This is a genomic window from Blastococcus sp. SYSU DS0828 (assembly GCF_054050975.1).
The window spans coordinates 320,074-343,042 of record NZ_JBJHAK010000001.1 but is presented as its reverse complement, the minus strand read 5'-3'; the positions used below and the strand labels follow the sequence as shown (position 1 = coordinate 343,042).

Sequence of the window (22,969 nt, the reverse complement as noted above, 5' to 3'; positions counted from 1 at the left end):
CGACGGGGATGCCGGCGTCGGTGCAGGCCTGCACCTCCTCGAAGCCGCGGCCGAAGACGAAGGGGTCCCCGCCCTTGAGGCGCACGACGCGGCGGCCGGCGCGGGCGTGGGTGATCAGCAGGTCGTTGATGGTCTCCTGGGCCATCGAGCGGCCGCGCGGCAGCTTGGAGGCGTCGACGACCTCGACCTCGGCGGGGAGCGAGGCGAGCAGTGGCTGGGGGCCGAGGTGGTCGGCGACGACGACGTCGGCGGTGGCCAGCGCCTGCCGGCCGCGCACGGTGATCAGCCCCGGATCACCCGGGCCGCCACCGACGAGGACGACCCGCCCCGGCCCGGTGTCGGAACGGCGGACCGGCAGGGTGCCGTCGGCGACCCCGGCGAGGACCGCGTCGCGGAGCCCGGCCGCCGCCCGGGGGTCGGCCGCGTCGTGGACCGCCAGCACGAGGTCGCCGGCGCGGCCGGTGACGGGCAGCTCGGCGCCGGCCCGCGCACCGTCGGTGCGGGCGCAGAAGATCCGGTGCCGGTCGGCGTCCCGGGCCACCGCGGTGTCGACGTCGGGATCGCCGGTCGCGGCCAGCGCGAACCACGCCCCGGCGAGATCCCCGGCGGCGTAGCGCCGCGGCCACCACTCCAGGTGCCCGGCGGTGGCGGCCGACTCCAGCGCCGGCGTCAGGCCCGGGCTGACCACCGTCACCTCCGCGCCGGCGGCGAGCAGGCCGGTCACCCCGCGGTGCGCGGCCGTACCCCCGCCCACGACGATCACGCGCCGGCCGGCCAGCCGCAGCCCGACCGGGTGCACGCCGTCGCCGGTGGGCTGGGTGGTCACGGGTCCTCCTGCTGCATCGGTGGGGGTGGTCCGGTGCGGGTCGGCGGTCGGGTCCGGCGGCCGCGCGACGGCGACGGTCACCCGGCCGCGCACCGTCTTCCCGACCTCGAGCACCCCGCCCCCGAGGAGCGCCGCCGCCTCGGCGACCGACGGGGTGCCCACCCGGTCGGCGACCGCGCCGGACGGTGCGGGCACGCGCACCCCGGCCAGCGCCTCGGCCGGGTGACCGGCGAGCGGCCAGCCGCGCCGGGCGGCGGCGTCCACCAGCCCCGGCTCGCGCACGCGCGTGTCCAGGGTGGCCAGCCGGACCGGCCCGGGCGGCCGGGGGAGGACGGCGTCGACGGCGGCGAGCACCTCGGCGGCGCTCACCCCGGAGGACAGCCCGATGCCGACGGTCCTCACGTGGGCACGCCGGGACGGTCGGGCAGGGCGCCCAGCAGCCCGGCGGCGTCCCGGGGGAGGGGGCCCTCGGGGAGCAGACCGAGCTCGCGCAGCCGGGCGCCGACCTCCAGCGCCCAGGGGCGAGACAGCCGCGCGCGGGCCAGCAGCTCGCCGTCGCCGAGGACGTCGTCAGGGGCGCCCTGCACCACCGCGCGGTCGACGACGACGGCCACCTCGTCGGCCCAGCGCAGCGCCAGGTCGACGTCGTGGGTGCTCATCACCACGGTGGAGTCGTGCTCCTGCAACCGGGACAGCGCGGCCAGCGCCTCGGTGACCGCAGAGGGGTCGAGCCCGGCGGTGGGTTCGTCGAGCAGCAGCACGCACGGCCGCATCGCAACCGCACCGGCGATCGCCACCCGCTTCCGCTCTCCGTAGGAGAGCTGGTGGGTGGGCCGGGCGGCGAGGTGGTCGACGGCGAGCAGGTCCAGGGCCTCGGCCACCCGCGCGCGCACCGCGTCCTCGTCCAGCCCCAGGTTGAGCGGGCCGAACGAGACGTCCTGCGCCACGGAAGCGGAGAACAGCTGGTCGTCGGGGTCCTGCAGCACCAGCTGGACGGTCTGCCGGTGCTGCCGCAGGCCGCGGCGGGTGTGCTCCAGTGGCACCCCGTCCACGGTCACCGCGCCGGAGACGGGCGGCAGCGCGCCGGACAGGCAGCGCAGCAGCGTGGTCTTGCCCGAGCCGTTGGCCCCGAGCACGGCCAGCCGCCGGCCGGCGGGGACGGTGAGGTCGGCGCCGTCGAGGACCGGGCGGCCGCGCTCGTAGCCGACGACCAGCCCGGTGGCGCCGAGGGTCCGGTGGCTCATGCCACCACCACGCTGACCGCGACGATCCCCGCCAGGCCGGTGAGCGCGGTGGCCAGGAAGAGCCGGGACGACGGCAGCACCTCGGGCAGCACGCGCAGGTCGGTCTCCATGCCCCGGCCGGCCAGGCCCTCCTGCAGCCGGCGGGCGCGGTCCCAGGAGCGGGTGAGCACCCCGGCCGCGAGCAGCCCGGCGGAGCGGTAGGAGCGGCGCGGTGAGGACCAGCCCATCCGCGCCGTCTGCGCCTCGCGGATCGTGTGCAGGCTGTCGAGCAGCACGAACAGCAGCCGGTACATCACGCCCGCCACCTCGACGACCGCGGCCGGTACCCGGAGCCGGCGCAGCGCGGGCAGCAGGTCCGACATCGGCGTGGTGGTGGCCAGCAGGAGGACCGCGGCGCTGCCGGCGACCGCGTGCCCGACCAGCGAGCCGGCCTGCGCGGCGGCGTCCGGGGCCCAGCCGATGCCGCCGTCGCCGACGGACACCACCGCGGTGAGCGCACCGATCGCGATGAACGCCAGCGGCCAGCGGATCGCCCGGCCGAAGGTGCGGGCGGGCACCCGGGCCGGGCCGAGGGCCAGCCCGACGGCGGTGAGCCCGACGAGCACGCTGCCCGGCCAGGCGGGCAGCACCAGCGCGCAGCCGACGAGGCCGGCGCAGAGCAGCAGCTTGTCCCCGGGCGAACGCCCGCGCCACGCACTGCGCCACGCCGCGTCGTCGACCGCGAGGCCGCTCACCGCGGGTCGGTCTCCGCCGGCGTGCTCGTGGCGGGCGCGGGAGCTGCCGTCCGCCGGCCGCGCAGCCGGCCCAGCACGTAGCCGAGCACGCCACCGCCGAGGGCCGCCTGCAGGGCGAACAGGCCGGACTCCACCTCACCGGACGGGCTGAACAGCGAGTCGAACCACGGGGTGTAGCCGTCGGCCTCGAGCTCCTCGGTCACCGCGGCGTCGGTGCCGCCGAACTCCGACCTGCCCCCGTCGAGGAGCAGCGGAACGGCGAACAGCGCGACCACCGCCACGACGAGGAGGGCGTTGACGAGCGCGCGGCGGTTCACGCGGCACCTCCGGCGGGCACGGCCGCGGGAACGGGGGCGGGCTTCAGGATGCCGAGCCGCTCGAGCTCGGGGCGGGCGTTGACCGTGAGCACCCGGAAGAGCAGCACGCCGAGCAGGCCCTCGCCGATGGCCAGCGGGATCTGGGTGACGGCGAAGACGCCGAGGAACTTGGCCAGCGCCCCGGCGAGGCCGCTGGCCGGGTCGGGGAAGGCCAGCGCGAGCTGGACCGACGTGGTGACGTAGGTGGCCAGGTCGGCCACCGCGACCCCGGCGAAGACGGCGGGTAGCAGCCCGGCCCCCGCGGCGCGGGTCAGCCGGTAGACGGCGTACCCGGCCCACGGCCCGACGACGGCGAAGGCGAAGGCGTTGGCCCCGAGCGTGGTCAGCCCGCCGTGCGCCAGCAGCAGCGCCTGGAACAGCAGCACGACCGTGCCGAGCAGCGCCATCACCGGGGGCCGGAAGAGGATCGCGCCCGGCCCCGTGCCGGTCGGGTGGCTCGAGCTGCCGGTGACGCTCGGCAGCTTGATCGCGCTCAGCACGAAGGTGAAGGCCCCGGCCGCGCCCAGGAGCAGCGTCGACTCCGGGTTCTCCCGCACCTCCTTGACCACGGCCCGGGCGCCGTGCACGACGAAGGGCGCGGCGGCGATCGTCCAGCCGATCGCGTGGCCGGCGGGCAGGAAGCCTTCAGCGATGTGCACGGGCGTGCTCCGTTCGGACGGCGGGGGCGCAGGCGGTGACGAAGCGCTGGGCCAGCTCGGGGCTGCCGGCCCAGTTGAGGTGGAGGTAGGAGGCGTGGACCCCGCCGGAGACGAACCCCTCGGGACCGGTGGCGGCCCACTGCCAGGCGGGGGTGGGACCGGCCGGGGGATCGGCGTGGGTGCGGTGGAACTCGTGGCCGCGCACCCGGGTGCCGGCCGCGGCGAGCACGGAGTCGGTGGTCGCCACCGCGGCGCGGTAGCCGAGGGTGAGCCGGGGGGCCATCGCCGTCCCGACGTCCAGGACCCCGCACATGGGGACGCCGTCCAGCTCGCGGGCCAGGTACAGCAGGCCGGCGCACTCGGCGGCGATCGGTGCCCCGCGGGCGGCGAGCGCGGCGACGTCGGCGCGCAGGGACTCGTTGGCCGACAGCTCGGCGGCGTAGACCTCGGGGAAGCCACCGCCGACGACCAGCCCCGCGGTGCCGGCGGGCAGTGCCTCGTCGCGCAGCGGGTCGACGGTCACCACCTCGGCACCGGCGGCCGCGAGCAGCTCGGCGTTCTCCGCGTAGCCGAAGGTGAAAGCCGGGCCGCCGGCGACCGCGATGCGCGGCCGGCTGCCGGTCGGCGCCACCTCCGCGGCCGGATCCCACGGCTGCTCGGCGAGGTCGGGTGCCGAGCGGGCCAGCCGCAGCACGGCGTCCAGATCGACCCCGGCGGCGACGACCTCCCCGAGCCGGCGCACCGTGGCCACCGCCTCGGCCGAGCGCTCCGCGGCCGGCACCAGGCCCAGGTGGCGGGAGGGCGTGTGCAGGGTCTCCAGCCGCCGGATCGCCCCGAGGACCGGAACGCCGGCGGCGCCGAGCGCCTCGCGCAGGATCGCCTCGTGCCGGTCGCTGCCGACCCGGTTGAGCACGACGCCGCCGAGCCGCACCGACGGGTCGAACGTGGCGAACCCGTGCACGAGGGCGGCGACGCTGCGGGCCTGCGAGGAGGCGTCGACCACGAGGACCACCGGCGCGCGCAGCAGCCCGGCCACGTGCGCGGTGGAGGCGAACCCGGGCTCGACGCTCGGGTGGGTGGCGCCGTCGAACAGCCCCATGACGCCCTCGACCACGGCGACGTCGGCGCCGCGGGCCCCGTGCAGCAGCAGCGGCGCGATCCGCTCCTCGCCGACGAGCCAGGGGTCGAGGTTGCGGCCCGGCCGCCCGGCGGCCAGCCCGTGGTAGCCGGGGTCGATGTAGTCGGGGCCCACCTTGTGCGGGGAGACCGTCAGCCCCCGGGCCGTGAGGGCGGCGATCAGCCCCGTGGTGACCGACGTCTTGCCGGCGTTGCTCGACGGTGCGGCCACCACGATCCGGGGCAGCTCCCGCCCGCCCGTGGTCACCACTCGATCCCCCGCTGGCCCTTCTGGCCGGCGTCCATCGGGTGCTTGACCTTCGTCATCTCCACGACCAGGTCGGCGGCCTCGACCAGCGCCGGGGGAGCGTCCCGTCCGGTGATGACGACGTGCTGGCTGCCGGGCCGGGCGGTGAGCGTCGCGACGACGTCGTCGACGTCCACCCAGCCCCACTTCAGGGGGTAGGTGAACTCGTCGAGCACGTAGAACCGGTGCGCCTCGGCGGCGAGGTCGCGCTTGATCTGTGCCCAGCCCTCGGCCGCGTCGGCGGCGTGGTCGGTCTCCTCGCCGTGCTTGCGCGACCAGCTCCAGCCCGCGCCCATCTTGTGCCAGACGACCGGCCCGCCCTCACCGGTCTGCTCGTGCAGCCGGCCCAGCGCGGTCAGCGCGTTCTCCTCGCCGACCTTCCACTTGGCGCTCTTGACGAACTGGTAGACCGCGACCGACCAGCCCTGGTTCCACGCCCGCATCGCCATGCCGAACGCGGCGGTGGACTTGCCCTTCATCTCGCCGGTGTGCACCGCGAGCAGCGGGCGGTTGCGCCGCTGCCGGGTGGTGAGCCCGTCCTGCGGGACGACGGCGACCTGTCCCTGCGGCATCAGGCGGCCTTCCGCACGTCGCGGACCGTGCTGGCCAGGGACTCGGCGCCCAGTTCCTCCAGGCGCAGCGTCTGCGCACCGAGCTGGAGCCCCAGGGACGCCGCCAGCCCGAGCCGTACCGGCCCCGACTCGCAGTCGACGACGACGCTCGCGACGTCCGCCGCCGCGAGCAGCCCGGCCGCCCGGCGGGCCTCGCCCAGGTGGTCGCCGCCGCGCGCGCCGGTGGCCCGGCCGTCGGTGACGACGACCAGCAGCGGCCGGCGCCGCGGGTCGCGCACCCGCTCCAGCGTGAGCGTGCGGTGGGCCTCGAGCAGCCCGGCGGCCAGCGGGGTGCGCCCGCCGGTGGGCAGGCTGCCGAGGCGGGCGGCGGCCGCCTCGACCGACCAGGTGGGTGGCAGGGCGAGCTCGGCCGCGCCGCCGCGGAAGGTGATCAGCCCGACCTTGTCGCGGCGCTGGTAGGCGTCGAGCAGCAGGGAGAGCACGGCGCCCTTCACCGCGGCCATCCGGGAGCGGGCGCCCATCGAGCCGCTGGCGTCGACGACGAACAGCACGAGGTTGCCCTCGCGGCCCTCGAGCACGGCCTGGCGCAGGTCGTCGCGCTCGATCCGCAGCCCCGGGCCGCTGCGGCCGCGGGCGCGCTGGTGGGGCGCCGCGGCGAGCACGGTGCCGGCGAGGTGCAGCTTGGTGACGGTGCCCTCGGGGCGGGTCGACCCGACCACCCGGCCGCGCTCCGACCGCGCGCGCGACCGGCGGCCCGCGGCCCCGGCTCCGATCCCGGGCACCTCCAGCCGCCGGGTGCGGAACGGGTCGGACGGAGCGACCGCGGCCTTCTCCGGAGCCGGGGCCGCGTCGGTGTGCCCGCCGCCCTCACCGCGCGGGGCGGTCGTCGGCGGGACCTCCCCCCCGTCGTCCCCAGGCATAGGAGGCTCTACCTGCGTCTCGGCGTCGGACATGGGTGTATTGCTTCCTGTGCCTGGGTCCGCGCCGGGGCCGCCGCCGTCGTCCGGGCCGCCGCCGTCGTCCGGGCCACCGCCGTCCGGGCCGCTGTCGTCCGGGCCGCCGTCGTCCGGGCCGCCGTCCTGCGGGCCGTCCGGGGGCTCCGGGTCGTCCTCGGGGCGGCTGTCTTCCAGCGCCCGGTCCAGGGTCTCCTCGTCGAGCCCGGGTGCGTCGAACGGGTTGCGCCGGCGCCGGTGCGGGAGCGCCAGCCGGGCGGCCACCCGCACGTCGTCCTCGGTCACCTCGTCGCGGCCGCACCAGGCGGCGTGCGCGATGGCGGCGCGGGCGGTGACGATGTCCGCACGCAGACCGTCGACGTCGAACGCGGCGCAGACGGCGGTGACCTGGCGCAGCGCGGTGTCGGAGAGGGTGACGTGCGGCAGGCGGGCGCGGGCGTCGGCGATGCGGGCGGCGAGCGCGGACTCGTCGGCGGCCCACTGCCCGGCGAAACCGGCCGGGTCGGCGTCGGAGGCGAACCGCCGGCGCACGACCTCGGCGCGGACGGCGGGGTCGCGCGGGGCGGCGACCTCCACGGTCAGCCCGAACCGGTCCAGCAGCTGCGGGCGGAGCTCGCCCTCCTCCGGGTTCATGGTGCCGACCAGCAGGAAGCGGGCGGCGTGCCGCACCGAGACGCCCTCGCGCTCGACGTACGCGGTGCCCAGCGCGGCGGCGTCGAGCAGCAGGTCGACCAGGTGGTCGTGCAGCAGGTTGACCTCGTCGACGTAGAGCACCCCGCGGTGGGCGGCGGCGAGCAGGCCCGGCTCGTAGGCCTTGACCCCCTCGGTGAGCGCCCGTTCCAGGTCCAGGGAGCCGACGAGCCGGTCCTCGGAGGCGCCGACGGGCAGCTCGACCAGCCGGGCCGGGCGGGTGCGGGCCGCCGCACCCGGCTCGTGCGGGCCGTCGGGGCAGGCGGGGTCGGGCGCTGCCGGGTCGCAGCCGAAGCGGCAGCCCGCGACGACGTCGACCGGCGGCAGGACGGCGGCCAGCGCGCGGACCGTCGTCGACTTCGCCGTGCCCTTCTCGCCGCGCACCAGCACCCCGCCGACGGCGGGGGAGACGGCGTTGAGCAGCAGGGCCAGCCGCAGGTCGTCCATGCCGACGACGGCGGTGAAGGGAAAGCTCATGCGGGGTACCCGCGCATGGCACGCGTCCTCTCCCCGGGTGTCCACGCCCGGAGGTGGCAGGGACGACGGCTGGAGTCTCCTGGCTCCCGGCTCGACGCCCGTCCCCGACCTTCCCGCTCCCGGGGGAGCAGTGGCCGAGCGTGGGGACGGGCTCCCCGGTCACAGTGGCGGGACCGCGCCGGATTCTCACCGGGCTTCCTCCGCTGCCGTCGCGTGTGGCTGCGTCATCAGACCACGAGCTGCCCGGCCGGCGACAGACCCCCCGCCCCGAGACAGGGACCTAAGACCTCCTTGATTTCCTAACGTCGTTAGGAAAACTATGCGCGTGTGACCGGGGCGGCACCGCCGGACCGCCGACAGCGGCGGCGGCAGGAGACGATCGAGGAGGTCGTCGCCGTCGCCGTGGAGGTGATGACCGAGCACGGCGTCGCCGGGCTGACCCTCGGTGAGGTGGCCCGCCGGATGGGCATCCGCCCGCCGTCCCTCTACGGGTACTTCGACGGCAAGCACGCGCTCTACGACGCCCTCTTCGAACGCGGCTGGCGTGCGCTCGCCGACGTGCTGCGGCACGCCGGCGCGACGCGGGAGGACGCCGACCCGCTCGACGCCCTGCGCTCGGGCACCACCGCCCTGGTGCGCTGGGCCGTCGAGCACCCCGCCCACTCCGCGCTCATGTTCTGGCGCCCGGTGCCCGGCTTCACGCCCTCGCCGCGGGCGTACGAGCCGGCCGTCGCGCTGGACGCGGAGTCCCGCGCGCTGCTGGCCCGGCTGCGGGACGCCGGGCACCTCGCCGCGGACGTCGACCTCGACCGCGCCTACCGCGCCTGGACGGCGCTGGTCGGCGGGGTCATCTCCCAGCAGCTGTCCAACGCGCCCGGCGAGCCGTTCGAGACCGGAGCCTTCACCACCGTCCTGCCCGACGTCATGGACATGTGGCTCGGCCACCACCAGAGGAACCCGTCCACCCGCTGATCCGAGGAGGTCCGTCGTGACCGCTCCCTCTCCTGCCCCTACCCGTCCCCGCCCGCGGTCCGCCGCCCTGGACAGGGACACCGCCTACCGCCTCGCCGCCACGGAGTACGAGCGCATCGTCGCCCTCCTCCGGCAGCTGGACGCCGACGACTGGAGCCGGCCCACCGACTGCCCGGGCTGGGACGTGCGGGCCATGGCCGCGCACGTGCTCGGGATGGCGGAGATGGCCGCCTCGGTGCGGGAGATGGCCCGTCAGCAGCGGCTCGCCGGCAAGGCCGGGGGCGGCATCGACGCGCTGACCGACGTGCAGGTGCGGGCGCACGCCGACCTCGACGGCCCGGCAGTCGTCGCCGCGCTCGAGGTCACGGCGCCGCGTGCGCTGCGGGGGCGGCGCCGGCTGTCCCGGGTGGCGGGGCGGGTCAAGCTGCCCGAGGAGCAGGTCAACGGCACGGTCCGCGAGTTCTGGCGGATCGGCTTCCTGCTCGACGTCGTCCTGACCCGCGACGTCTGGATGCACCGGGTCGACGTCAGCCGCGCGACCGGCCGTGAGCCCGAGCTCACGCCCGAGCACGACGGGGTGCTGGTCGCCGACGTCGTCGCCGAGTGGGCCGGGCGGCACGGCCGGCCGTACCGGCTCACCCTCACCGGCCCGGCCGGCGGCCAGTGGTCGGCGGGGACGGACGGCGAGCAGCTGGAGCTCGACGCCGTCGAGTTCTGCCGGGTCCTCTCGGGCCGGGGCAGCGGAGCCGGCCTCCTGGGCCAGCAGGTGCCCTTCTGATCCCGCCCCTGCCGGTCGACGGAGCGGCAGGCCCCGGCCGCGTCGCCGAGCAGCGCCGTCCATCAGTGCTTGTCACTGGCAAGTTGTCAGTGGCAAGCTGCTGGTGTGACCCGGCCAGACGGCGACCTCCGCGCGGTGCTGCTGCGCTCCGCGGCCGAGGTGGCGGCCCGCTCCGGCGTCGCCGAGGTCTCGATCCGGGCGCTCGCCCGCTCGGCGGGCGTGTCCCACGCCGCGCACCGGCACCACTTCGCCTCACGGACCGGCCTGCTGACGGCGCTGGCCGCCGAGGGCCACCGGATGCTCGCCAGTGCCCTCGAGGACGCGGCCGCCTCCGACTTCCGCGAGGTCGGCGTGGCCTACGTGCGCTTCGCCCGCGACCACCCCGGTCACTTCGCGGTGATGTTCGCCCCCGACGTCCTCGACCCGGACGACGGCGAGCTCTCCGCTGCCCGGGCACGGACCTTCGCGGTGCTCCAGCGCGGGGTCGACGCGCTGACCGTCGACGGCCGGGTCGACGACGCGCGGGCCGCGGTCGTGGCCGCGTGGTCCCTCGTCCACGGGTTCGCCGGGCTGGCGGCGACCGGGAACCTCGCCGGAGCCGGTCTCGCCCCCGACGGCGGTGGTGAGGCGCTGCTCGAGCTCGCCCAGCGTGCGGCCGGGATGCTGTTCGGTTCACCGGGAAGGAAGACCGGCCATGGATGACCCCCTGCTCGGTGTCCACGTCCTCGCGGGGACCGCCGGGCTGCTCCTCGGGCCCGTGTGGCTCGCGGCCCGTCGCGCGGGTGCTCGGGGCGTTGCCGCGGCGGCCGGCTACCAGGTCGCCGTCGTGGTCGCGGCCGTCACCGGCGGGGTGCTCGCGGCGACGTCGCCGGGTCTGCTCTGGCTGCTGCCGGTCGCCGTGCTCACGGAGGTGCTCGCCGTGGCGGGCGCGCTCGCCCGCCGGCGGGCGTGGCACCACTGGGCCACGCTCCAGCCGCACCTGCTCGGCGGCTCCTACATCGCCCTCGTGACCGCCCTCCTGGTCGCCGAGACGGCCAATCCGGTGTTCTGGGTGCTGCCTGCCGTCGTCGGGCAGGTGCCCATCGCGGTCGCCAAGCGGCGGCTGCACGCCGGCGGCCTCGCGCCCGCCTGATCCGCTGCGGCACGCGACCCCGACCGCGGCCCGGCCGGCACAGCCCCCGCGCCCGTGCGCCGGCCGCGGTCGGGAGGGCTGCCTAGGATCGGCGCCCGTGCCAGCCCCCGAGGTCCCCGCCGAACGCCCGATCGTGGTCGTGGGCATCGGCGCGGACGGTTGGGACGGGTTGTCGACGACCGCCCGGCGGGCCATCGAGACGGCCGAGGTGCTGCGCGGCAGCGCCCGCCAGCTGGCCCTGGTGCCACCGTCGGTGGCCGCGGAGCGGGTGCCCTGGCCCTCGCCGATGGGGCCGGCGATCCGCGCCCTGCCCACGGCGCACCCCGGCCGGCGGGTAGTCGTGCTGGCCAGCGGCGACCCGATGTTCTCCGGGATCGGCACCTCGCTGGCGCGGGTCCTCGGGGCCGACGCGGTCGACGTCGTCCCGCACCCGTCGTCGGTGACGCTGGCGTGCGCGCGGCTGGGCTGGGCGGTGGAGGAGACGACGGTGGTGACGGTCGTCGGCCGGCCGGTGGAGCTGCTGGCCCCGCACGTGACGCCGGGCCGGCGGCTGCTGGTGCTCGGATCCGACACGTCGTCCCCGGCGGCGGTCGCGGACCGTCTCGTGGCCTGGGGGTACGGCGCCAGCCGGGTCATCGCGCTGGCCCAGCTGGGCGGGCCGGGCGAGCGGCGGTTCACCGGCACCGCCGCGGGGTGGCCGCACGCCGAGACCGACCCGCTGGTGGTGACCGCCGTGGAGGTCGTCGCCGACCCGGGCACCGTGCCGCTGCCCACCGTTCCGGGCCTGCCCGACGACGCCTACGAGCACGACGGCCAGCTGACCAAGCGCGACGCGCGGGCGGTGACCCTGGCCAGGCTGGCCCCGCTGCCGGGCCAGCTGCTCTGGGACGTCGGGGCCGGTGCCGGCTCGATCGGCATCGAGTGGATGCGGACGCACCCGTCCTGCCGCGCGGTCGCGGTCGAGTCGCGCGCGGAGCGGGCCGAGCGGATCGCGCGCAACGCCGGGCGGCTCGGCGTCCCCGACCTGCGGGTGGTGGAGGGCCGCGCCCCCGAGGCGCTGGCGGGCCTGCCAGCCCCCGACGCCGTCTTCGTCGGGGGCGGCGCGACGGTCCCCGGCGTGCTCGACGCCTGCTGGGCCGCGCTGCCGCCGGGTGGGAGGCTGGTGGTCAACGCCGTCACGCTGGAGAGCGAGGCGGTGCTGGCCGACCGGTACGCGCGGCACGGTGGCGAGCTGGTGCGCCTCGCCGTCGCCACCGCCGCACCCGTGGGCGGCTTCACCGGCTGGAAGGCGGCCATGCCCGTGACGATCTGGTCGGGAGTCAAGCCATGACGGTGCACTTCATCGGCGCGGGGCCCGGCGCCGCCGACCTGGTCACGGTCCGGGCCGCCCGTCTCATCGCCACGGCGCCGGTGTGCCTGTACGCCGGGGCGCTGGTGCCCCGCGAGTTGCTGGACACCGCGCCGCCGGGCGCCCGGCTGGTGGACACCGCGAACCTCGACCTCGACCAGATCACCGCCGAGCTGGTCGCGGCCCACGAGGCCGGGCTCGACGTCGCCCGGCTCCACTCCGGTGATCCGTCGGTCTACAGCGCGATGGCGGAGCAGATGCGGCGCCTCGACGCGGCCGGCGTGCCCTACGACGTCGTCCCGGGCGTGCCCGCCTTCGCCGCGGCGGCCGCCTCGCTGAAGCGGGAGCTGACCGTTCCCGGCGTCGGGCAGACGGTGATCCTGACCCGCACCTCGGCCCGCTCCACGCCGATGCCGCCGGGGGAGGACCTGGCCACCCTCGGCGCCTCCCGCGCCACGCTGGTGCTGCACCTCGCGGTGCAGCGGATCGCCGAGCTGGTGCCCGAGCTCCTGCCCTCCTACGGCCCGGACTGCCCGGTCGCCGTCGTCGCCCGCGCCAGCCGGGACGACGAGCTGGTCCTGCGCGGGACCCTGGCCGACATCGCGGCGCAGGTCGCCGACGCCGGGGTGAAGCGGACGGCGGTGGTGATCGTCGGCTCGGTGCTGACCGCCGGGGAGTTCCCCGACAGCCACCTCTACTCGACGAGCCGATGCCGATGAAGGACCCTGCTGCCCCCCACCGCTCGCGAGCTCGCGGCGGGCCCCTGCAGCAGGGCCGTCCAACCGGACGAGGCTTAGCTCCGGCCGACCACGGTGCCCGCGCGGTCGATGACGATCACGTCGACCGCCACGGGGGCGCCGCGCAGCACGCCGAGCGCGGTCTCCCGCGCCGCGGCGGCCACCAGATCGCCCAGCGGGAGGCCGGCCGCCCGGCACTGCTGCAGCGCGTCCAGCGCGGTGTTGGCGCCCCGCACCCCGTCGACCAGCTCCGGGGGGCCGCCCGCAGCGCGCACCCGGCCGGCCAGCGACTCGAAGGACACCTGCGAGCGGCCGGAGTGCAGGTCGAGGTGCCCGTCGGCGAGCTTGGCGAGCTTGCCGATGCCGCCGGCGATCGTGAGCCGGCCGATCGGGTGGCGGCGCAGGTACTTGAGCACGGCCCCGGCGAAGTCGCCCATGTCCAGCAGCGCGTCCTCGGACAGCCCGTACGTCTCGACGGCCACCCGCTCGCTGGTGCTGCCGGTGCAGGCCGCCACGTGCGCGTACCCGGCGGCGCGGGCCACGTCGATGCCCCGGCGGATCGAGTCGATCCACGCCGAGCAGGAGTACGGGACGACGACGCCCGTGGTGCCCAGGATCGACAGCCCGCCCAGGATGCCCAGCCGGGGGTTCCAGGTCCGGCGGGCGAGCTCCGCGCCGTGCCCGACCGACACCTCGACGACGACGTCCCCGGAGCCGCCGTGGCGGGCGGCGACCGCGGCCACGTGCGCGGCGATGAACTGCCGGGGCATCGGGTTGATCGCCGGCTCGCCGACCGCCAGCGGCAGCCCGGGTTTGGTCACCGTGCCCACGCCCTCGCCGGCCCGGAAGGTGACCCCGCTGCCGGGCGCCCCGTGGGTCACCCGCACGGAGACGAGCGCGCCGTGGGTGACGTCGGGGTCGTCGCCGGCGTCCTTGACCACGCCGGCGGTGGCGGCGCCGTCCTCGAGGCGCTCGATGGCCAGCGCGAACGACGGGTGCCGGTCGTGCGGCAGGTCGATGGTGACCGGGTCGGGGAACTCGCCGGTGAGCAGCGCGGTGTAGGCGGCGGTGGCCGCCGCGGTCGCGCAGGCGCCCGTGGTCCAGCCCGAGCGCAGGCCCGTGCCGTCCGTCCGGTCCGCCGTCGTCACGTGATCAGCATGCACGGCGGCGCGGCGTGACCGGCCGGGTGCTGGTCCTGGGCGGGACCGGGGAGGCGCGCCGGCTGGCCGGAGCGCTGGTGGATGACGGGGTCGACGTCGTCAGCTCCCTGGCCGGGCGCGTCGCCGAGCCCCTGCTGCCGGTGGGTGCGGTGCGGATCGGTGGGTTCGGCGGTGCGGCGGGGCTGGCGGCCTGGCTGCGGGAGGCCCCGACGGCGGCCGTCGTGGACGCCACGCACCCGTTCGCCGCCGGGATGACGGCGGCGGCGGCGGAGGCGACATCGGTCACCGGGGTTCCGTTGCTGCGACTGCAACGACCGGGCTGGACCGCCGGGCCGGGGGACGAGTGGCACTGGGTCGGGTCACTGCAACGAGCGGCGGCAGTGGTGACCGGGTACGACTCGGTGTTCCTCACGACCGGGCGGCAGGGGCTCGCCGCGTTCGCCGACGTCCCGGGGCACTGCCTGGTGCGGTCGGTGGACCCCCCGTCGCCGCCGCTGCCCCGGCGCAGCACGGTGGTGCTCGCCCGCGGGCCGTTCACCGTCGCGGACGAGATCGCGCTGATGCGGGCGCACGCCGTGGAGGTCGTCGTCACCAAGGACAGCGGGGGCGGGATGACCGCCGCCAAGCTGACCGCCGCTCGCGAGCTGGGGGTGCCGGTCGTGCTGGTGCGCCGCCCGCCGCTGCCGCCGGGGGTCGCGGTGGCCGACACCGTGGAGGCGGCCCGGGAATGGGTTCGGTCGCGCACGACCTGATCCGACGTACCGCCGACCCGGCTCAGGCGGGCAGCGACTCCGCGGCGTCCGGCGTCCGGTCGGGTGGGGTCGCCCGGCGGCGCAGCCGCACACCGGCGACCGCGGCCAGCGCCAGGACGACCAGGACGGCGGCGTAGACCTCGGTGACCGGTGCCAGGCCGAACGCCCCGGCGGCGGCCCCGGCGGCCACGGCCGGGACGCTGAAGCTCAGGTAGCCGACGACGAAGACGCTCGACAGGAGTCCGGCGCGCTCGGCCGGTGCCACGCCGGCGCTGGCCGTGGCGACCGCGCCGAGGAAGGCCAGGCCGAAGCCGAGGCCGGAGACGACGGCGGAGCCGAAGAGCACGACGACCTGCCCGGTCAGCAGGGCGGCGATCGTGCCGGTCACCCCGACGGCGAACACGGAGGCGCCCGCGACCATGGCGCGCTCCGGTGCGAGGTCGCGGCCCAGGACGGCGCCGAGCGCCGCGGTGCCCTGCATGGCCAGCACCAGCAGGCTGCCGACCAGGTGGTCCTCGATGCCGAAGACCGAGGCGACCAGCGAGGGGCCGAGGGAGAGGTACAGGCCGCCGAGCGCCCACGCGGCGACGATGGCCGGGAGCGCGGTGAGGAACGCCGGGCGCTGGGGTGCGGGCACGCGCACCGTCGGCCGCAGCGAGCGCAGCGCTCCCGGTGCGCGGGGGGAGGTCTCGGGCAGCAGCGGCACCAGCGCGGCGGCGAGGAGCAGCACCCCGGTCAGGACGGCGAAGACCCAGCGCGTGGGCGAGGCGACGTACTCCACGACCAGGCCGGCGCCCACGGCCCCCAGCGACAGCCCGATGCCGGGCCCGGCGCTGTTGACCAGCGGGCCCAGCGGGCGGGCCGGGCGCTGGGTGTCGAGCAGCAGGGCGCCGAGGGTTCCGGTGAGCGCGCCCATGGACAGGCCCTGCAGCACCCGGGCGGTGAGCAGCCAGCCGACGCTGTCGGCGGTCAGGAAGACGGCCATGGAGACCGCCTGCAGCAGCAGCCCGCCGGCCACCACCGGCCGGCGGCCCACGTGGTCGGAGAGGCCACCCACCACGAGGAGGGCGGCCAGCAGGGCGAGGGCGTAGATGCCGAAGACCGTCGTGAGCATGCCGGGCCCGAAGCCGAACTGCTCCTGGTAGACGCGGTACAGCGGCGTGGGCACCCCCGAGGCCGCGAGGACGAGCAGCAGCAGGCCGGCGGTGGTCCAGAACGCGGGGGCTCTGCTGAGCGTCGGGGGTGCCACGACGGTGGGAAAGGGCAACGATCGCGCGGGCATTCCCCGCCCCGGCGTGTCAGCCCGGGTAGCGGCGGGAGGTGTAGACCGCGCCGGAGGCGGTGACGCGGGTCTGCGAGGAGCCGATCAGCACCAGGCAGCGCATGTCCACGGTCGCGGGGTCCAGCGCGCCCAGGGTGGTGACCCGGAGGCTCTCCTCCGGCCCGCCGACGTCCCGCCCCACGACCACCACGGTCTCCGGCGGGCGCACCTCCAGCAGCACCCGCAGCGCTTCGCCGAGCTGGTGCGGGCGGTGCTTCGAGCGCGGGTTGTAGAGGGCGATGACCAGGTCGGCGGCGGCGGCGTGGCGCAGCCGATCGGTGATCACCTCCCAGGGCTTGAGGACGTCGGAGAGCGACAGCACGCAGAAGTCGTGCCCCAGCGGGGCCCCCACCCGGGAGGCGACCGCCTGGGCGGCGGTGAGGCCGGGGACGACCCGCACCGGGACACCGGCGAACTCGGGGCGCTCGGCCACCTCGAGCACGGCGGCGGCCATGGCGAAGACGCCCGGGTCTCCACTGGAGACGACCGCGACCCGCCGCCCCTCCCGGGCCAGCGTCAGCGCGTGCGCGGCACGGTCGGCCTCGACGCGGTTGTCGCTGGGGTGCCGGGTCTGGCGCGGGTTGGCCGCGACCCGGTCGAGGTAGGGGCCGTAGCCGACGAGGTCGTCGGCGGCGGCGAGCGCCTCGGCGGCCTCCGGGGTCGTCCAGCTCCGCGCGCCCGGACCGAGGCCGACGACGACGACCTCTCCGTGCGTGGCCGCCTCGCCGGAGGGCTGGGCCGGCTCCGTGACCTGCGGCGTGAGCGGGCTGGGCAGCAGGGCGAGGGAGAAGTACGGGACGCTCGCCGGGTTGACCTCGGCGAGCGGCAGGCACCGCTGACGGTCGGTGGTGGCCCGCTCGACGTAGAGCGCCCGGTCGAGCACGCCGGCCCGCTCGAACGCCTCCCGCACCTGCGGGAAGGTGCGGCCGAGCTTCATCACCGCCGCCGAGTCGGTGCCGGCCAGCCGGGCGGCGAGCTCGTCGGCCGGCAGCGTGCCGGGGAGCACCGTGAGCACCTCGTCGCGCTCCACCAGGGGCCGGCCGACCGCGGCGGCCGCGCCGCTCACGCTGGTCACCCCGGGGACGACCTCGGTCGGGTAGCGGTGCGCCAGCCGCTTGTGCATGTGCATGTAGGAGCCGTAGAAGAGCGGGTCGCCCTCGGCGAGGACGACGACGTCGCGGCCGGCGTCCAGGTGGGCGGCCAGCCGCGCAGCGGCGGCCTCGTAGAACTCGTCGATCGCGCCCTGGTAGCCGCCCGGGTGGTCGGTGGTCTCGGTGGTGACCGGGTAGACCAGCAGCTCCTCGATCTGCCCTTCGCGCAGGTAGGGCTCGGCCAGGCCGCGGGCCACCGACCGGCCGTGCCGCGCGGCGTGGAAGGCGACGACGTCGGCGGCGCCGATCAGCCGGGCGGCCTTGACCGTGACGAGCTCGGGGTCGCCGGGGCCCAGCCCCACCCCGTAGAGCCGGCCGGTCGTCTGTCCGCTCATTCGGCGGTGCTCGCGATCGCGTTGATGGCGGCCGCGGTGATCGCGCTGCCGCCGCGCCGGCCCCGGACCACCAGGAACTCCAGGTCGGACTCCGCCAGGGCGTCCTTGGACTCGGCGGCGCCGATGAACCCGACAGGGATGCCGAGCACGGCGGCGGGGCGCGGGGCACCGGCGGCCACCATCTCGAGCAGATGGAACAGCGCGGTGGGGGCGTTGCCGATCGCGACGACCGCGCCGTCGAGCCGGTCGCGCCACAGCTCCAGCGCCGCGGCGGTGCGGGTGGTGCCCAGCTCGGCGGCGAGCCCGGGGGTCCGCGGGTCGTTCAGGGTGCAGATGACGTCGTTGTCCTTCGGCAGCCGCCGCCGGGTGATGCCGCTGGCCACCATCTGCGCGTCGCAGAGCACCGGTGCGCCGGCGTTCAGCGCCTCGCGGGCGCGCTGCACGACGTCGGGGGAGTGGGCGATATCGTCGACGAGGTCCACCTGCCCGCAGGCGTGGATCATCCGCACCGCCACCTGGGCGACGTCGGCGGGCAGGTTCGCGAGGTTCGCCTCGGCGCGGATGGTGGCGAACGAGCGCCGGTAGATCTCGGCGCCGTCCTTCTCGTAGTCGTACATCGGGCAGGAGGCTACGTCCCGCGCTCGGGCCACCTGCTCCGGGGAACGGCGGGCGGTCCCAGCCCACCGCTGTGCTGCGTGCTTGAGCAGGCCGACGAACCCCTCCCAGGACCCGGGGAGGGTTCGTCGTGCGTCGGTGGCTCAGCCGGTGCGCGAGTGTTCGGGTTGGCCGGTGATGCGGGGGAAGATCAGGATCTCGGTGCCGTCGGGCCGGTAGGTGTGCCATCGGCCGGCGGTATCTCGTTCGATGCGGAATCCGTGGTGGACCTTGGTGTGGTGGCGTTCGCACAACAGCCCGGAGTTCTCCAGCGAGGTCTCTCCGCCGTCGGCCCAGTGCACGAGGTGGTGGACGTCGCACCAGTGGGCGGGGGCGTCGCAGCCGGCGAACACGCATCCCCGGTCGCGGTACTCGACCGCGCGGCGCAGGGCCGGCGGGACGACCCGGTGCCGGCGGCCCAGGTCCAGGAGCTCGCCGTCGGGGCCGATGACGATGCGGGAGACGTTGCCGTCACAGGCCAGCCAGCGGGCGCGGGCGGCGGAGATGGTGGCGCCGAGCCCGGTGGTGGCCGCGCCCGGTCCGGTGGCGGGGTCGACCAGGTCGGTGAGGTCGATCCGGACGATGACGTGCGGCTTCACGGTGCGCAGGACCGGCAGGGCGCCGGAGGCGAGCTGGTTGTCGGCCAGCTGGACCAGGGCGTCGGCGGACTGCTGGGCGCGGGTGCGGCTGTCCCCGGCGGGGCGGGAGGCCTGCACGATCGACTCGATCGCGGCCTGGAACTTCTCCCCGCCGACGGCGTCGAGCTCGCCGCGGAACCCGACGCGGCCATCGGCGTGGGTGACGAACACCAGTGACCGGCCCTCGGTGGGGTCGGGCTCGGGGCCGTCGGGGTCGAGCCGGGCCAGGTAGTGGTCCACGACCTGGCGGAGTTCGGCGTGCGGGCGACTCGCGGCGACCTCGGCCAGGGTTGCGTCGACTCCGGCGAGGTCCACGTCGTGCGCCTGCGCGGCGGCCACGTTCACCGGTGCGGCGACCGGGGCTATCACCGCGACCGCTTCCGCCGTGATCGCACCCGCGGCGAACGCGGCTCGCACCGCCGGTAGCTCGGGCAGCGCCCGCCCGGAGCGCACCACCCGGGACGCCGCGGCCGACGACAGCCGGGCATGTCCGCGCAGCCAGGAGGCCATCGTCCGCTGCCCGTCGTGCTCGGCGGCGGAGGTGACCCCGCACTCCCGCACGGTGCGGGTGACTTCCGCGGCGAGCCGGTTCTGCGCCACCAGCAGCGGCCGCAGCCGGTCGAGCAGCTGCGGGCCGAACCGGCCGGCCAGGTCCTCGGCCGCCAGGTCGTCCAGCGCGGCCGTCAACCGGTCCAGCGCATCACCCGCAGCGGTCGAACACACGTACGAATACTAGCCGGGCGGGCCGGCCTCGGCAACCCGAAACTGCAGGTCAGAAGCCTGTCCACAGATTTCAGCACAGCGTGGACAGCGGTGGGTCGTGGTGCTCGGCAGTTCACTGCGGCGGGTGCCCGCTCTCGCATGGCCCGACCCGCCACGTGCGTCCTCCGGCCCGGCTCCGGGCTAGCGTCGCGCCGTGCCCGACTTCCCCGCTCCGGAGCCGCCCGCCCAGCAGGTGGCCTTGCGCGCGACCGTCGAGTCAGTGCTGCGTGACCACGAGGGCACCGTGTCGTACCGGCACCACGACGCTTCTGGCAGTCCGGGAACCGGCGGGAGGCCGTCTACGGCTGGGGCACGACGATCGAGCCCAGGACGGCAGGCGAGCCGATCGAGGTGTGGTTCGACGGGCTCGACGAGGACATCGCGGTCGACCAGGTCCGCGGCCGCTGGTGGCGACGCCGGCTGGTCCGGCACGAGTGGCGGGACCTCACCGACCTCGATGACGTCTTGGCCGACGTCGTCCGCGTGCTCCGCGCATTGCTGAGCGACTACCGGTAACAGGGCGCACGCCCCAGCCCCGGGTTCAGCATCGTGGGCTGCTGTCCGTCACCCCTGCCGGAGCGAGCCGGCCTCAGCCGGGGTGGCCGCTGCCCTCGACCCGGTAGCCGGCGCCGGTCGCGACCACGTCCACCACTGCGCCGCCGGGCCGGCCGCAGCGCCGCTCGCACCCGGCCCAGTGCTGCCGCGCCCCGTCCGCCGGGAGGGATCCGGTGATCACGGCAGCGGTCGCGTCCGACCGCACGTCGGCCAGGGACTTCGCGCACCCGGGCAGTCCCGCGCAAGCGGTCACGCGCGTCCACGGGCTCGTGGGGTCGAGCACCAGCCCGGCGTCGGCCAGCGACCTGGCCGCCGACCCGTCGGCCAGGTCGGGCGCGACGACCCCGCGCCACGGGGTCAGCTGCACCTCTGCCGCGACGTCGGCGAGCAGCGACACCTGGGCGGCGGTCAGCCGGCCCAGGGGGACCACCGCGGCGAGGGCCGTGCGGCCGTCGTCCTGCCGCACCGCACCGATCGGGCGGATCCGCGGCTGGGCCGGCACCTCGACCCGCTCCCCGGCCGGGGCGTCCAGCCGCGCCGCCACCCGTGCCGGCCCGTCGGCGAGTTCGGCCAGCCGCCAGGCCGTTCCGCCCTGGGCGGCGCGCTCGTCGAGGAATGCCCGGGTGGCCGCCAGCGCGAGGTCGACGGCGTCCGCCGGACCGGCGCGCAGGCCGGAGTCGGCGCCGGCGAGGGTCAGCGCGACGGCGTCGGGGGCGAGCGCGAACAGGCCGACGTCCCCGCCGAGCGCGGCGACGTCGCCCCGGCCGTCGTCGAACGTGGCCAGGAACCGTCCCGGCAGCGCGGCGAGCGACGGGTCGGCGCACAGCCCGGCGTCGAAGTCGCGCACCCAGGGCCGGGCGTCGAGCAGACCCCCGGTCCGCCCGCTCAACACGCTGCCCAACAGGTTGCGGGCCGTCTCGTGGCTGTCGCTGGGCAGCAGCCCGGCCGCCGCCAGCCGGCCGCCGAGCTCGCCGGCCGATCCGGGGCGCAGGCCCCGCAGCTGCACGTTGCCGCGGCTGGTGAGCTCCAGCGCGCCGTCCCCGAGCTCGACGGCGGCCGCGCCGAGGACGCGCAGCTGGTCGCCCACCAGCAGTCCACCGGGGACCCGCACCCGCGCGAGCTCCCCGTCGGCGGCGGAGTGGGTCTGCAGCGCGCCGGGGCAGGCGTCGGCCCGGTCCCGGAGGGGAGGCGTGGGCAGCCCGGCTGATGACATGGCGCCCGCGAGGCTACGTCCCGGGTCGGCCCGAGCCGTCGGCGGTCAGCTCCAGTCGATGCGCTCGGCCAGCGCGCGCAGCCGCGCCCCGGACGCCGGGTCCACCGACGCCGCCCAGGCCACCCGGCCCAGGACGTGGTCCCGGAACGTGGCGGGGTCGCGGCCGCGGAGCTGGGTGGTCCAGCCGCGGGTGGCGCAGTTGTGCAGCAGCGCGCGCAGCTCGTCCCGCTCGCGGCGGGGCAGCGCCGGGCGCTCGTTGACCACGACGCCCAGCACTGCCTGCCGGCGGGCCGAGCCCATCGCGCGTGTCTTGGCGGCGTTCACCCGGAAGCCCTCCTCCCGGGCGATCTCACCCACCAGCTCGGCCAGCCGGCCGCGCCCCACCCGGGTGCCGCCGCTGAAGGTCAGGTCGTCGACGTAGCGGGTGTAGGTCGCGCCGAAAGTCGCCGCGAGCGCGGCCAGCCGGCGGTCCAGCCGGTAGCAGACCAGGTTCGCCAGGGCCGGGGACGTGGGCGCACCCGGCGGAAGATGCGGCACGGCGAGCCGCGTCCCCAGCCGCCGGTGCCGCTCCCGGGCCACGGGGTCCTCCGGCGGCGGGATGCGCCGCCACACCGCGGCGGGCACCACGGTGGTGACCAGGCCGGTCACCGCGTGCGCGACCGGCTCGGGGAGGCCGGCCTGGCCCAGCAGCAGCCCGTGGACCCGGGGCGCGGGGACGCTCGCGAAGAAGTGCTCCAGGTCCATCCGCAGGACGACGGCGGCGCCGGCGTGCGGGGCGGCCGCCGTCCGCACCGACCGGCCGGGCACGCAGCCGTGCGCGGCACCGTGCACCGGGACCGGGTCGAGCACGTGCCGCAGGAGCCGCCGCTGGATCTCCTTCAGCCGGGGCTTCGGTGCGGCGAGCAGCCGGACGCCGGTCGGCCGGTCCACCGCCCGCCAGCGGTAGTGGCGCAGGGGCTCGGGCGCCGTGCGCTCGAGGGTTCGGGCGTCGGCGAACCAGGCCAGCTCGCCCTGGTCGAGGTCGAGCAGCCGGGCCAGGGCGCTCAGGTCGGGCAGCTCCACCGTGGGCAGCCGGGGCCGGACGACGGCGGTCGGCACCGGCTCCCAGTGCACCACCCGCGGCGGCACCTCGGCCGCCTGACCGCGCGCCCAGCCCCCCGTCGTGCGGAGGAAGGCGGCCAGTTCCCGCGGGCGGTCGGCCGGTGGGTGCCAGTAGGCCCCCAGCACCTCACCGACCAGCGTGCCCACCCAGCGGGGGGCGCGCCGGTACCCGAGCGCGACGGCGACCCGGCGCACCATCTGCGGGCGCCGCCACCGCCCGGCGAGCAGCGCGGTGGCGATGCCGTTCGCGGTGACCTCGGCGCGCCGGGTGGCCGTCACCGGCGGGGCCGCCGAGCGCGACGGCGGGGAGGGCAGCCGCTCCGTGACGGAGGCGCCGGGACGTGCGCGGAGCGCGCCGTCCGGCGGGTGACGCATCGCCCTGCTCTGCTGCGAGACCCCGGGGTTGCCCCGGAGGGACCGGCTCCT

General features: G+C 76.9%; 23 protein-coding genes and 1 riboswitch. Of the genes, 8 read left to right on the top strand and 15 right to left on the bottom strand.

Annotated features, from left to right (window positions below):
- The 8 genes from ACI79Q_RS01615 to ACI79Q_RS01580 all read right to left on the bottom strand — a co-directional run.
- A partial coding sequence (locus ACI79Q_RS01615; protein WP_456614016.1) for a cobalamin biosynthesis protein occupies window positions 1-1,228 on the bottom strand: 1,228 nt, incomplete at its 3' end.
- The gene (locus ACI79Q_RS01610; protein WP_456589709.1) at window positions 1,225-2,070 is read right to left on the bottom strand and encodes an energy-coupling factor ABC transporter ATP-binding protein; all 846 of its coding nucleotides are present in this window, start codon (window positions 2,068-2,070) and stop codon (window positions 1,225-1,227) included. The genes ACI79Q_RS01615 and ACI79Q_RS01610, both read right to left, overlap by 4 nt.
- Window positions 2,067-2,804 carry a cobalt ECF transporter T component CbiQ gene (gene cbiQ, locus ACI79Q_RS01605; protein ID WP_456589708.1) on the bottom strand — a complete coding sequence of 246 codons (738 nt, stop codon included), beginning with the start codon at window positions 2,802-2,804 and terminating at the stop codon, window positions 2,067-2,069. Before cbiQ ends, ACI79Q_RS01610 begins: the two co-directional genes overlap by 4 nt.
- Window positions 2,801-3,121: an energy-coupling factor ABC transporter substrate-binding protein gene (locus ACI79Q_RS01600; RefSeq protein WP_456595445.1), complete on the bottom strand. Its 321-nt coding sequence runs from the start codon at window positions 3,119-3,121 to the stop codon at window positions 2,801-2,803. Before ACI79Q_RS01600 ends, cbiQ begins: the two co-directional genes overlap by 4 nt.
- Window positions 3,118-3,819: an energy-coupling factor ABC transporter permease gene (locus ACI79Q_RS01595; RefSeq protein ID WP_456589706.1), complete on the bottom strand. Its 702-nt coding sequence runs from the start codon at window positions 3,817-3,819 to the stop codon at window positions 3,118-3,120. The genes ACI79Q_RS01600 and ACI79Q_RS01595 overlap by 4 nt, the downstream gene beginning before the upstream one ends.
- Window positions 3,806-5,203: a cobyrinate a,c-diamide synthase gene (locus ACI79Q_RS01590; protein ID WP_456614015.1), complete on the bottom strand. Its 1,398-nt coding sequence runs from the start codon at window positions 5,201-5,203 to the stop codon at window positions 3,806-3,808. Before ACI79Q_RS01590 ends, ACI79Q_RS01595 begins: the two co-directional genes overlap by 14 nt.
- The gene (cobO, locus tag ACI79Q_RS01585) at window positions 5,200-5,814 is read right to left on the bottom strand and encodes a cob(I)yrinic acid a,c-diamide adenosyltransferase (RefSeq protein WP_456595447.1); all 615 of its coding nucleotides are present in this window, start codon (window positions 5,812-5,814) and stop codon (window positions 5,200-5,202) included. Before cobO ends, ACI79Q_RS01590 begins: the two co-directional genes overlap by 4 nt.
- Entirely contained in the window at window positions 5,814-7,934 is a 2,121-nt protein-coding gene (locus ACI79Q_RS01580; protein ID WP_456614014.1) for a putative cobaltochelatase, read from the bottom strand. Before ACI79Q_RS01580 ends, cobO begins: the two co-directional genes overlap by 1 nt.
- A 73-nt stretch (window positions 7,935-8,007) precedes the next feature.
- A riboswitch (cobalamin riboswitch) is annotated at window positions 8,008-8,134 on the bottom strand.
- A 127-nt stretch (window positions 8,135-8,261) separates the two neighbouring features.
- Between ACI79Q_RS01580 and ACI79Q_RS01575 the strand changes: the two genes are divergently transcribed.
- From ACI79Q_RS01575 to cobM, 6 genes are all read left to right on the top strand, one after another.
- Window positions 8,262-8,906 carry a TetR/AcrR family transcriptional regulator gene (locus tag ACI79Q_RS01575; RefSeq protein WP_456589702.1) on the top strand — a complete coding sequence of 215 codons (645 nt, stop codon included), beginning with the start codon at window positions 8,262-8,264 and terminating at the stop codon, window positions 8,904-8,906.
- Window positions 8,907-8,922: 16 nt separating this feature from the next.
- Window positions 8,923-9,684 (top strand): maleylpyruvate isomerase family mycothiol-dependent enzyme, encoded by a 762-nt coding sequence (locus ACI79Q_RS01570; protein ID WP_456614013.1) that lies wholly within the window; start codon window positions 8,923-8,925, stop codon window positions 9,682-9,684.
- Window positions 9,685-9,789: 105 nt separating this feature from the next.
- On the top strand, window positions 9,790-10,386 hold the full coding sequence (locus tag ACI79Q_RS01565; protein ID WP_456614012.1) for a TetR/AcrR family transcriptional regulator: 597 nt from the start codon (window positions 9,790-9,792) through the stop codon (window positions 10,384-10,386).
- The gene (locus ACI79Q_RS01560; protein ID WP_456589699.1) at window positions 10,379-10,816 is read left to right on the top strand and encodes a hypothetical protein; all 438 of its coding nucleotides are present in this window, start codon (window positions 10,379-10,381) and stop codon (window positions 10,814-10,816) included. The genes ACI79Q_RS01565 and ACI79Q_RS01560 overlap by 8 nt, the downstream gene beginning before the upstream one ends.
- 97 nt (window positions 10,817-10,913) lie before the next feature.
- On the top strand, window positions 10,914-12,146 hold the full coding sequence (gene cbiE, locus ACI79Q_RS01555; RefSeq protein ID WP_456614011.1) for a precorrin-6y C5,15-methyltransferase (decarboxylating) subunit CbiE: 1,233 nt from the start codon (window positions 10,914-10,916) through the stop codon (window positions 12,144-12,146).
- On the top strand, window positions 12,143-12,883 hold the full coding sequence (cobM, locus tag ACI79Q_RS01550) for a precorrin-4 C(11)-methyltransferase (protein WP_456614010.1): 741 nt from the start codon (window positions 12,143-12,145) through the stop codon (window positions 12,881-12,883). Before cbiE ends, cobM begins: the two co-directional genes overlap by 4 nt.
- A 74-nt stretch (window positions 12,884-12,957) precedes the next feature.
- On the opposite strand, the gene ACI79Q_RS01545 is transcribed toward cobM, so the two are convergent.
- On the bottom strand, window positions 12,958-14,049 hold the full coding sequence (locus ACI79Q_RS01545) for a cobalt-precorrin-5B (C(1))-methyltransferase (protein WP_456614009.1): 1,092 nt from the start codon (window positions 14,047-14,049) through the stop codon (window positions 12,958-12,960).
- 26 nt (window positions 14,050-14,075) lie between these two features.
- On the opposite strand from ACI79Q_RS01545, the gene ACI79Q_RS01540 reads away from it, so the two are divergent.
- The gene (locus ACI79Q_RS01540) at window positions 14,076-14,813 is read left to right on the top strand and encodes a cobalt-precorrin-6A reductase (RefSeq protein WP_456589695.1); all 738 of its coding nucleotides are present in this window, start codon (window positions 14,076-14,078) and stop codon (window positions 14,811-14,813) included.
- A 22-nt stretch (window positions 14,814-14,835) separates the two neighbouring features.
- On the opposite strand, the gene ACI79Q_RS01535 is transcribed toward ACI79Q_RS01540, so the two are convergent.
- From ACI79Q_RS01535 to ACI79Q_RS01520, 4 genes are all read right to left on the bottom strand, one after another.
- Entirely contained in the window at window positions 14,836-16,062 is a 1,227-nt protein-coding gene (locus ACI79Q_RS01535; protein ID WP_456612049.1) for an MFS transporter, read from the bottom strand.
- A 49-nt stretch (window positions 16,063-16,111) separates the two neighbouring features.
- Window positions 16,112-17,620: a precorrin-2 C(20)-methyltransferase gene (locus tag ACI79Q_RS01530; RefSeq protein WP_456614008.1), complete on the bottom strand. Its 1,509-nt coding sequence runs from the start codon at window positions 17,618-17,620 to the stop codon at window positions 16,112-16,114.
- Window positions 17,617-18,237, bottom strand: coding sequence for a precorrin-8X methylmutase (locus ACI79Q_RS01525; RefSeq protein ID WP_456589692.1), 621 nt, complete (start codon window positions 18,235-18,237; stop codon window positions 17,617-17,619). Before ACI79Q_RS01525 ends, ACI79Q_RS01530 begins: the two co-directional genes overlap by 4 nt.
- Window positions 18,238-18,378: 141 nt before the next feature.
- Entirely contained in the window at window positions 18,379-19,608 is a 1,230-nt protein-coding gene (locus ACI79Q_RS01520) for a DUF222 domain-containing protein (RefSeq protein ID WP_456614023.1), read from the bottom strand.
- Window positions 19,609-20,025: 417 nt separating this feature from the next.
- Here ACI79Q_RS01520 and ACI79Q_RS01515 point away from each other — a divergent pair, with 417 nt between their 5' ends.
- Window positions 20,026-20,190: a hypothetical protein gene (locus ACI79Q_RS01515; RefSeq protein WP_456589691.1), complete on the top strand. Its 165-nt coding sequence runs from the start codon at window positions 20,026-20,028 to the stop codon at window positions 20,188-20,190.
- Between the two features lie 73 nt (window positions 20,191-20,263).
- On the opposite strand, the gene ACI79Q_RS01510 is transcribed toward ACI79Q_RS01515, so the two are convergent.
- Together ACI79Q_RS01510 and ACI79Q_RS01505 are read right to left on the bottom strand one after the other, a co-directional pair.
- On the bottom strand, window positions 20,264-21,442 hold the full coding sequence (locus ACI79Q_RS01510; protein ID WP_456614007.1) for a precorrin-3B synthase: 1,179 nt from the start codon (window positions 21,440-21,442) through the stop codon (window positions 20,264-20,266).
- Between the two features lie 45 nt (window positions 21,443-21,487).
- A complete protein-coding gene (locus tag ACI79Q_RS01505; RefSeq protein WP_456589689.1) occupies window positions 21,488-22,918 on the bottom strand; it encodes a reverse transcriptase family protein in 1,431 nt (476 codons plus the stop codon).
- Window positions 22,919-22,969: the final 51 nt, after the last annotated feature.

Coding starts and splice junctions, on each gene's coding strand:
- cobO (WP_456595447.1), bottom strand. CDS start 5,814: ATGCCGCAGGGACAGGTCGCCGTCGTCCCGCAGGACGGGCTCACCACC.
- cobM (WP_456614010.1), top strand. CDS start 12,143: ATGACGGTGCACTTCATCGGCGCGGGGCCCGGCGCCGCCGACCTGGTC.
- ACI79Q_RS01610 (WP_456589709.1), bottom strand. CDS start 2,070: ATGAGCCACCGGACCCTCGGCGCCACCGGGCTGGTCGTCGGCTACGAG.
- ACI79Q_RS01505 (WP_456589689.1), bottom strand. CDS start 22,918: ATGCGTCACCCGCCGGACGGCGCGCTCCGCGCACGTCCCGGCGCCTCC.
- ACI79Q_RS01580 (WP_456614014.1), bottom strand. CDS start 7,934: ATGAGCTTTCCCTTCACCGCCGTCGTCGGCATGGACGACCTGCGGCTG.
- ACI79Q_RS01510 (WP_456614007.1), bottom strand. CDS start 21,442: ATGTCATCAGCCGGGCTGCCCACGCCTCCCCTCCGGGACCGGGCCGAC.
- ACI79Q_RS01560 (WP_456589699.1), top strand. CDS start 10,379: ATGGATGACCCCCTGCTCGGTGTCCACGTCCTCGCGGGGACCGCCGGG.
- ACI79Q_RS01530 (WP_456614008.1), bottom strand. CDS start 17,620: ATGAGCGGACAGACGACCGGCCGGCTCTACGGGGTGGGGCTGGGCCCC.
- ACI79Q_RS01525 (WP_456589692.1), bottom strand. CDS start 18,237: ATGTACGACTACGAGAAGGACGGCGCCGAGATCTACCGGCGCTCGTTC.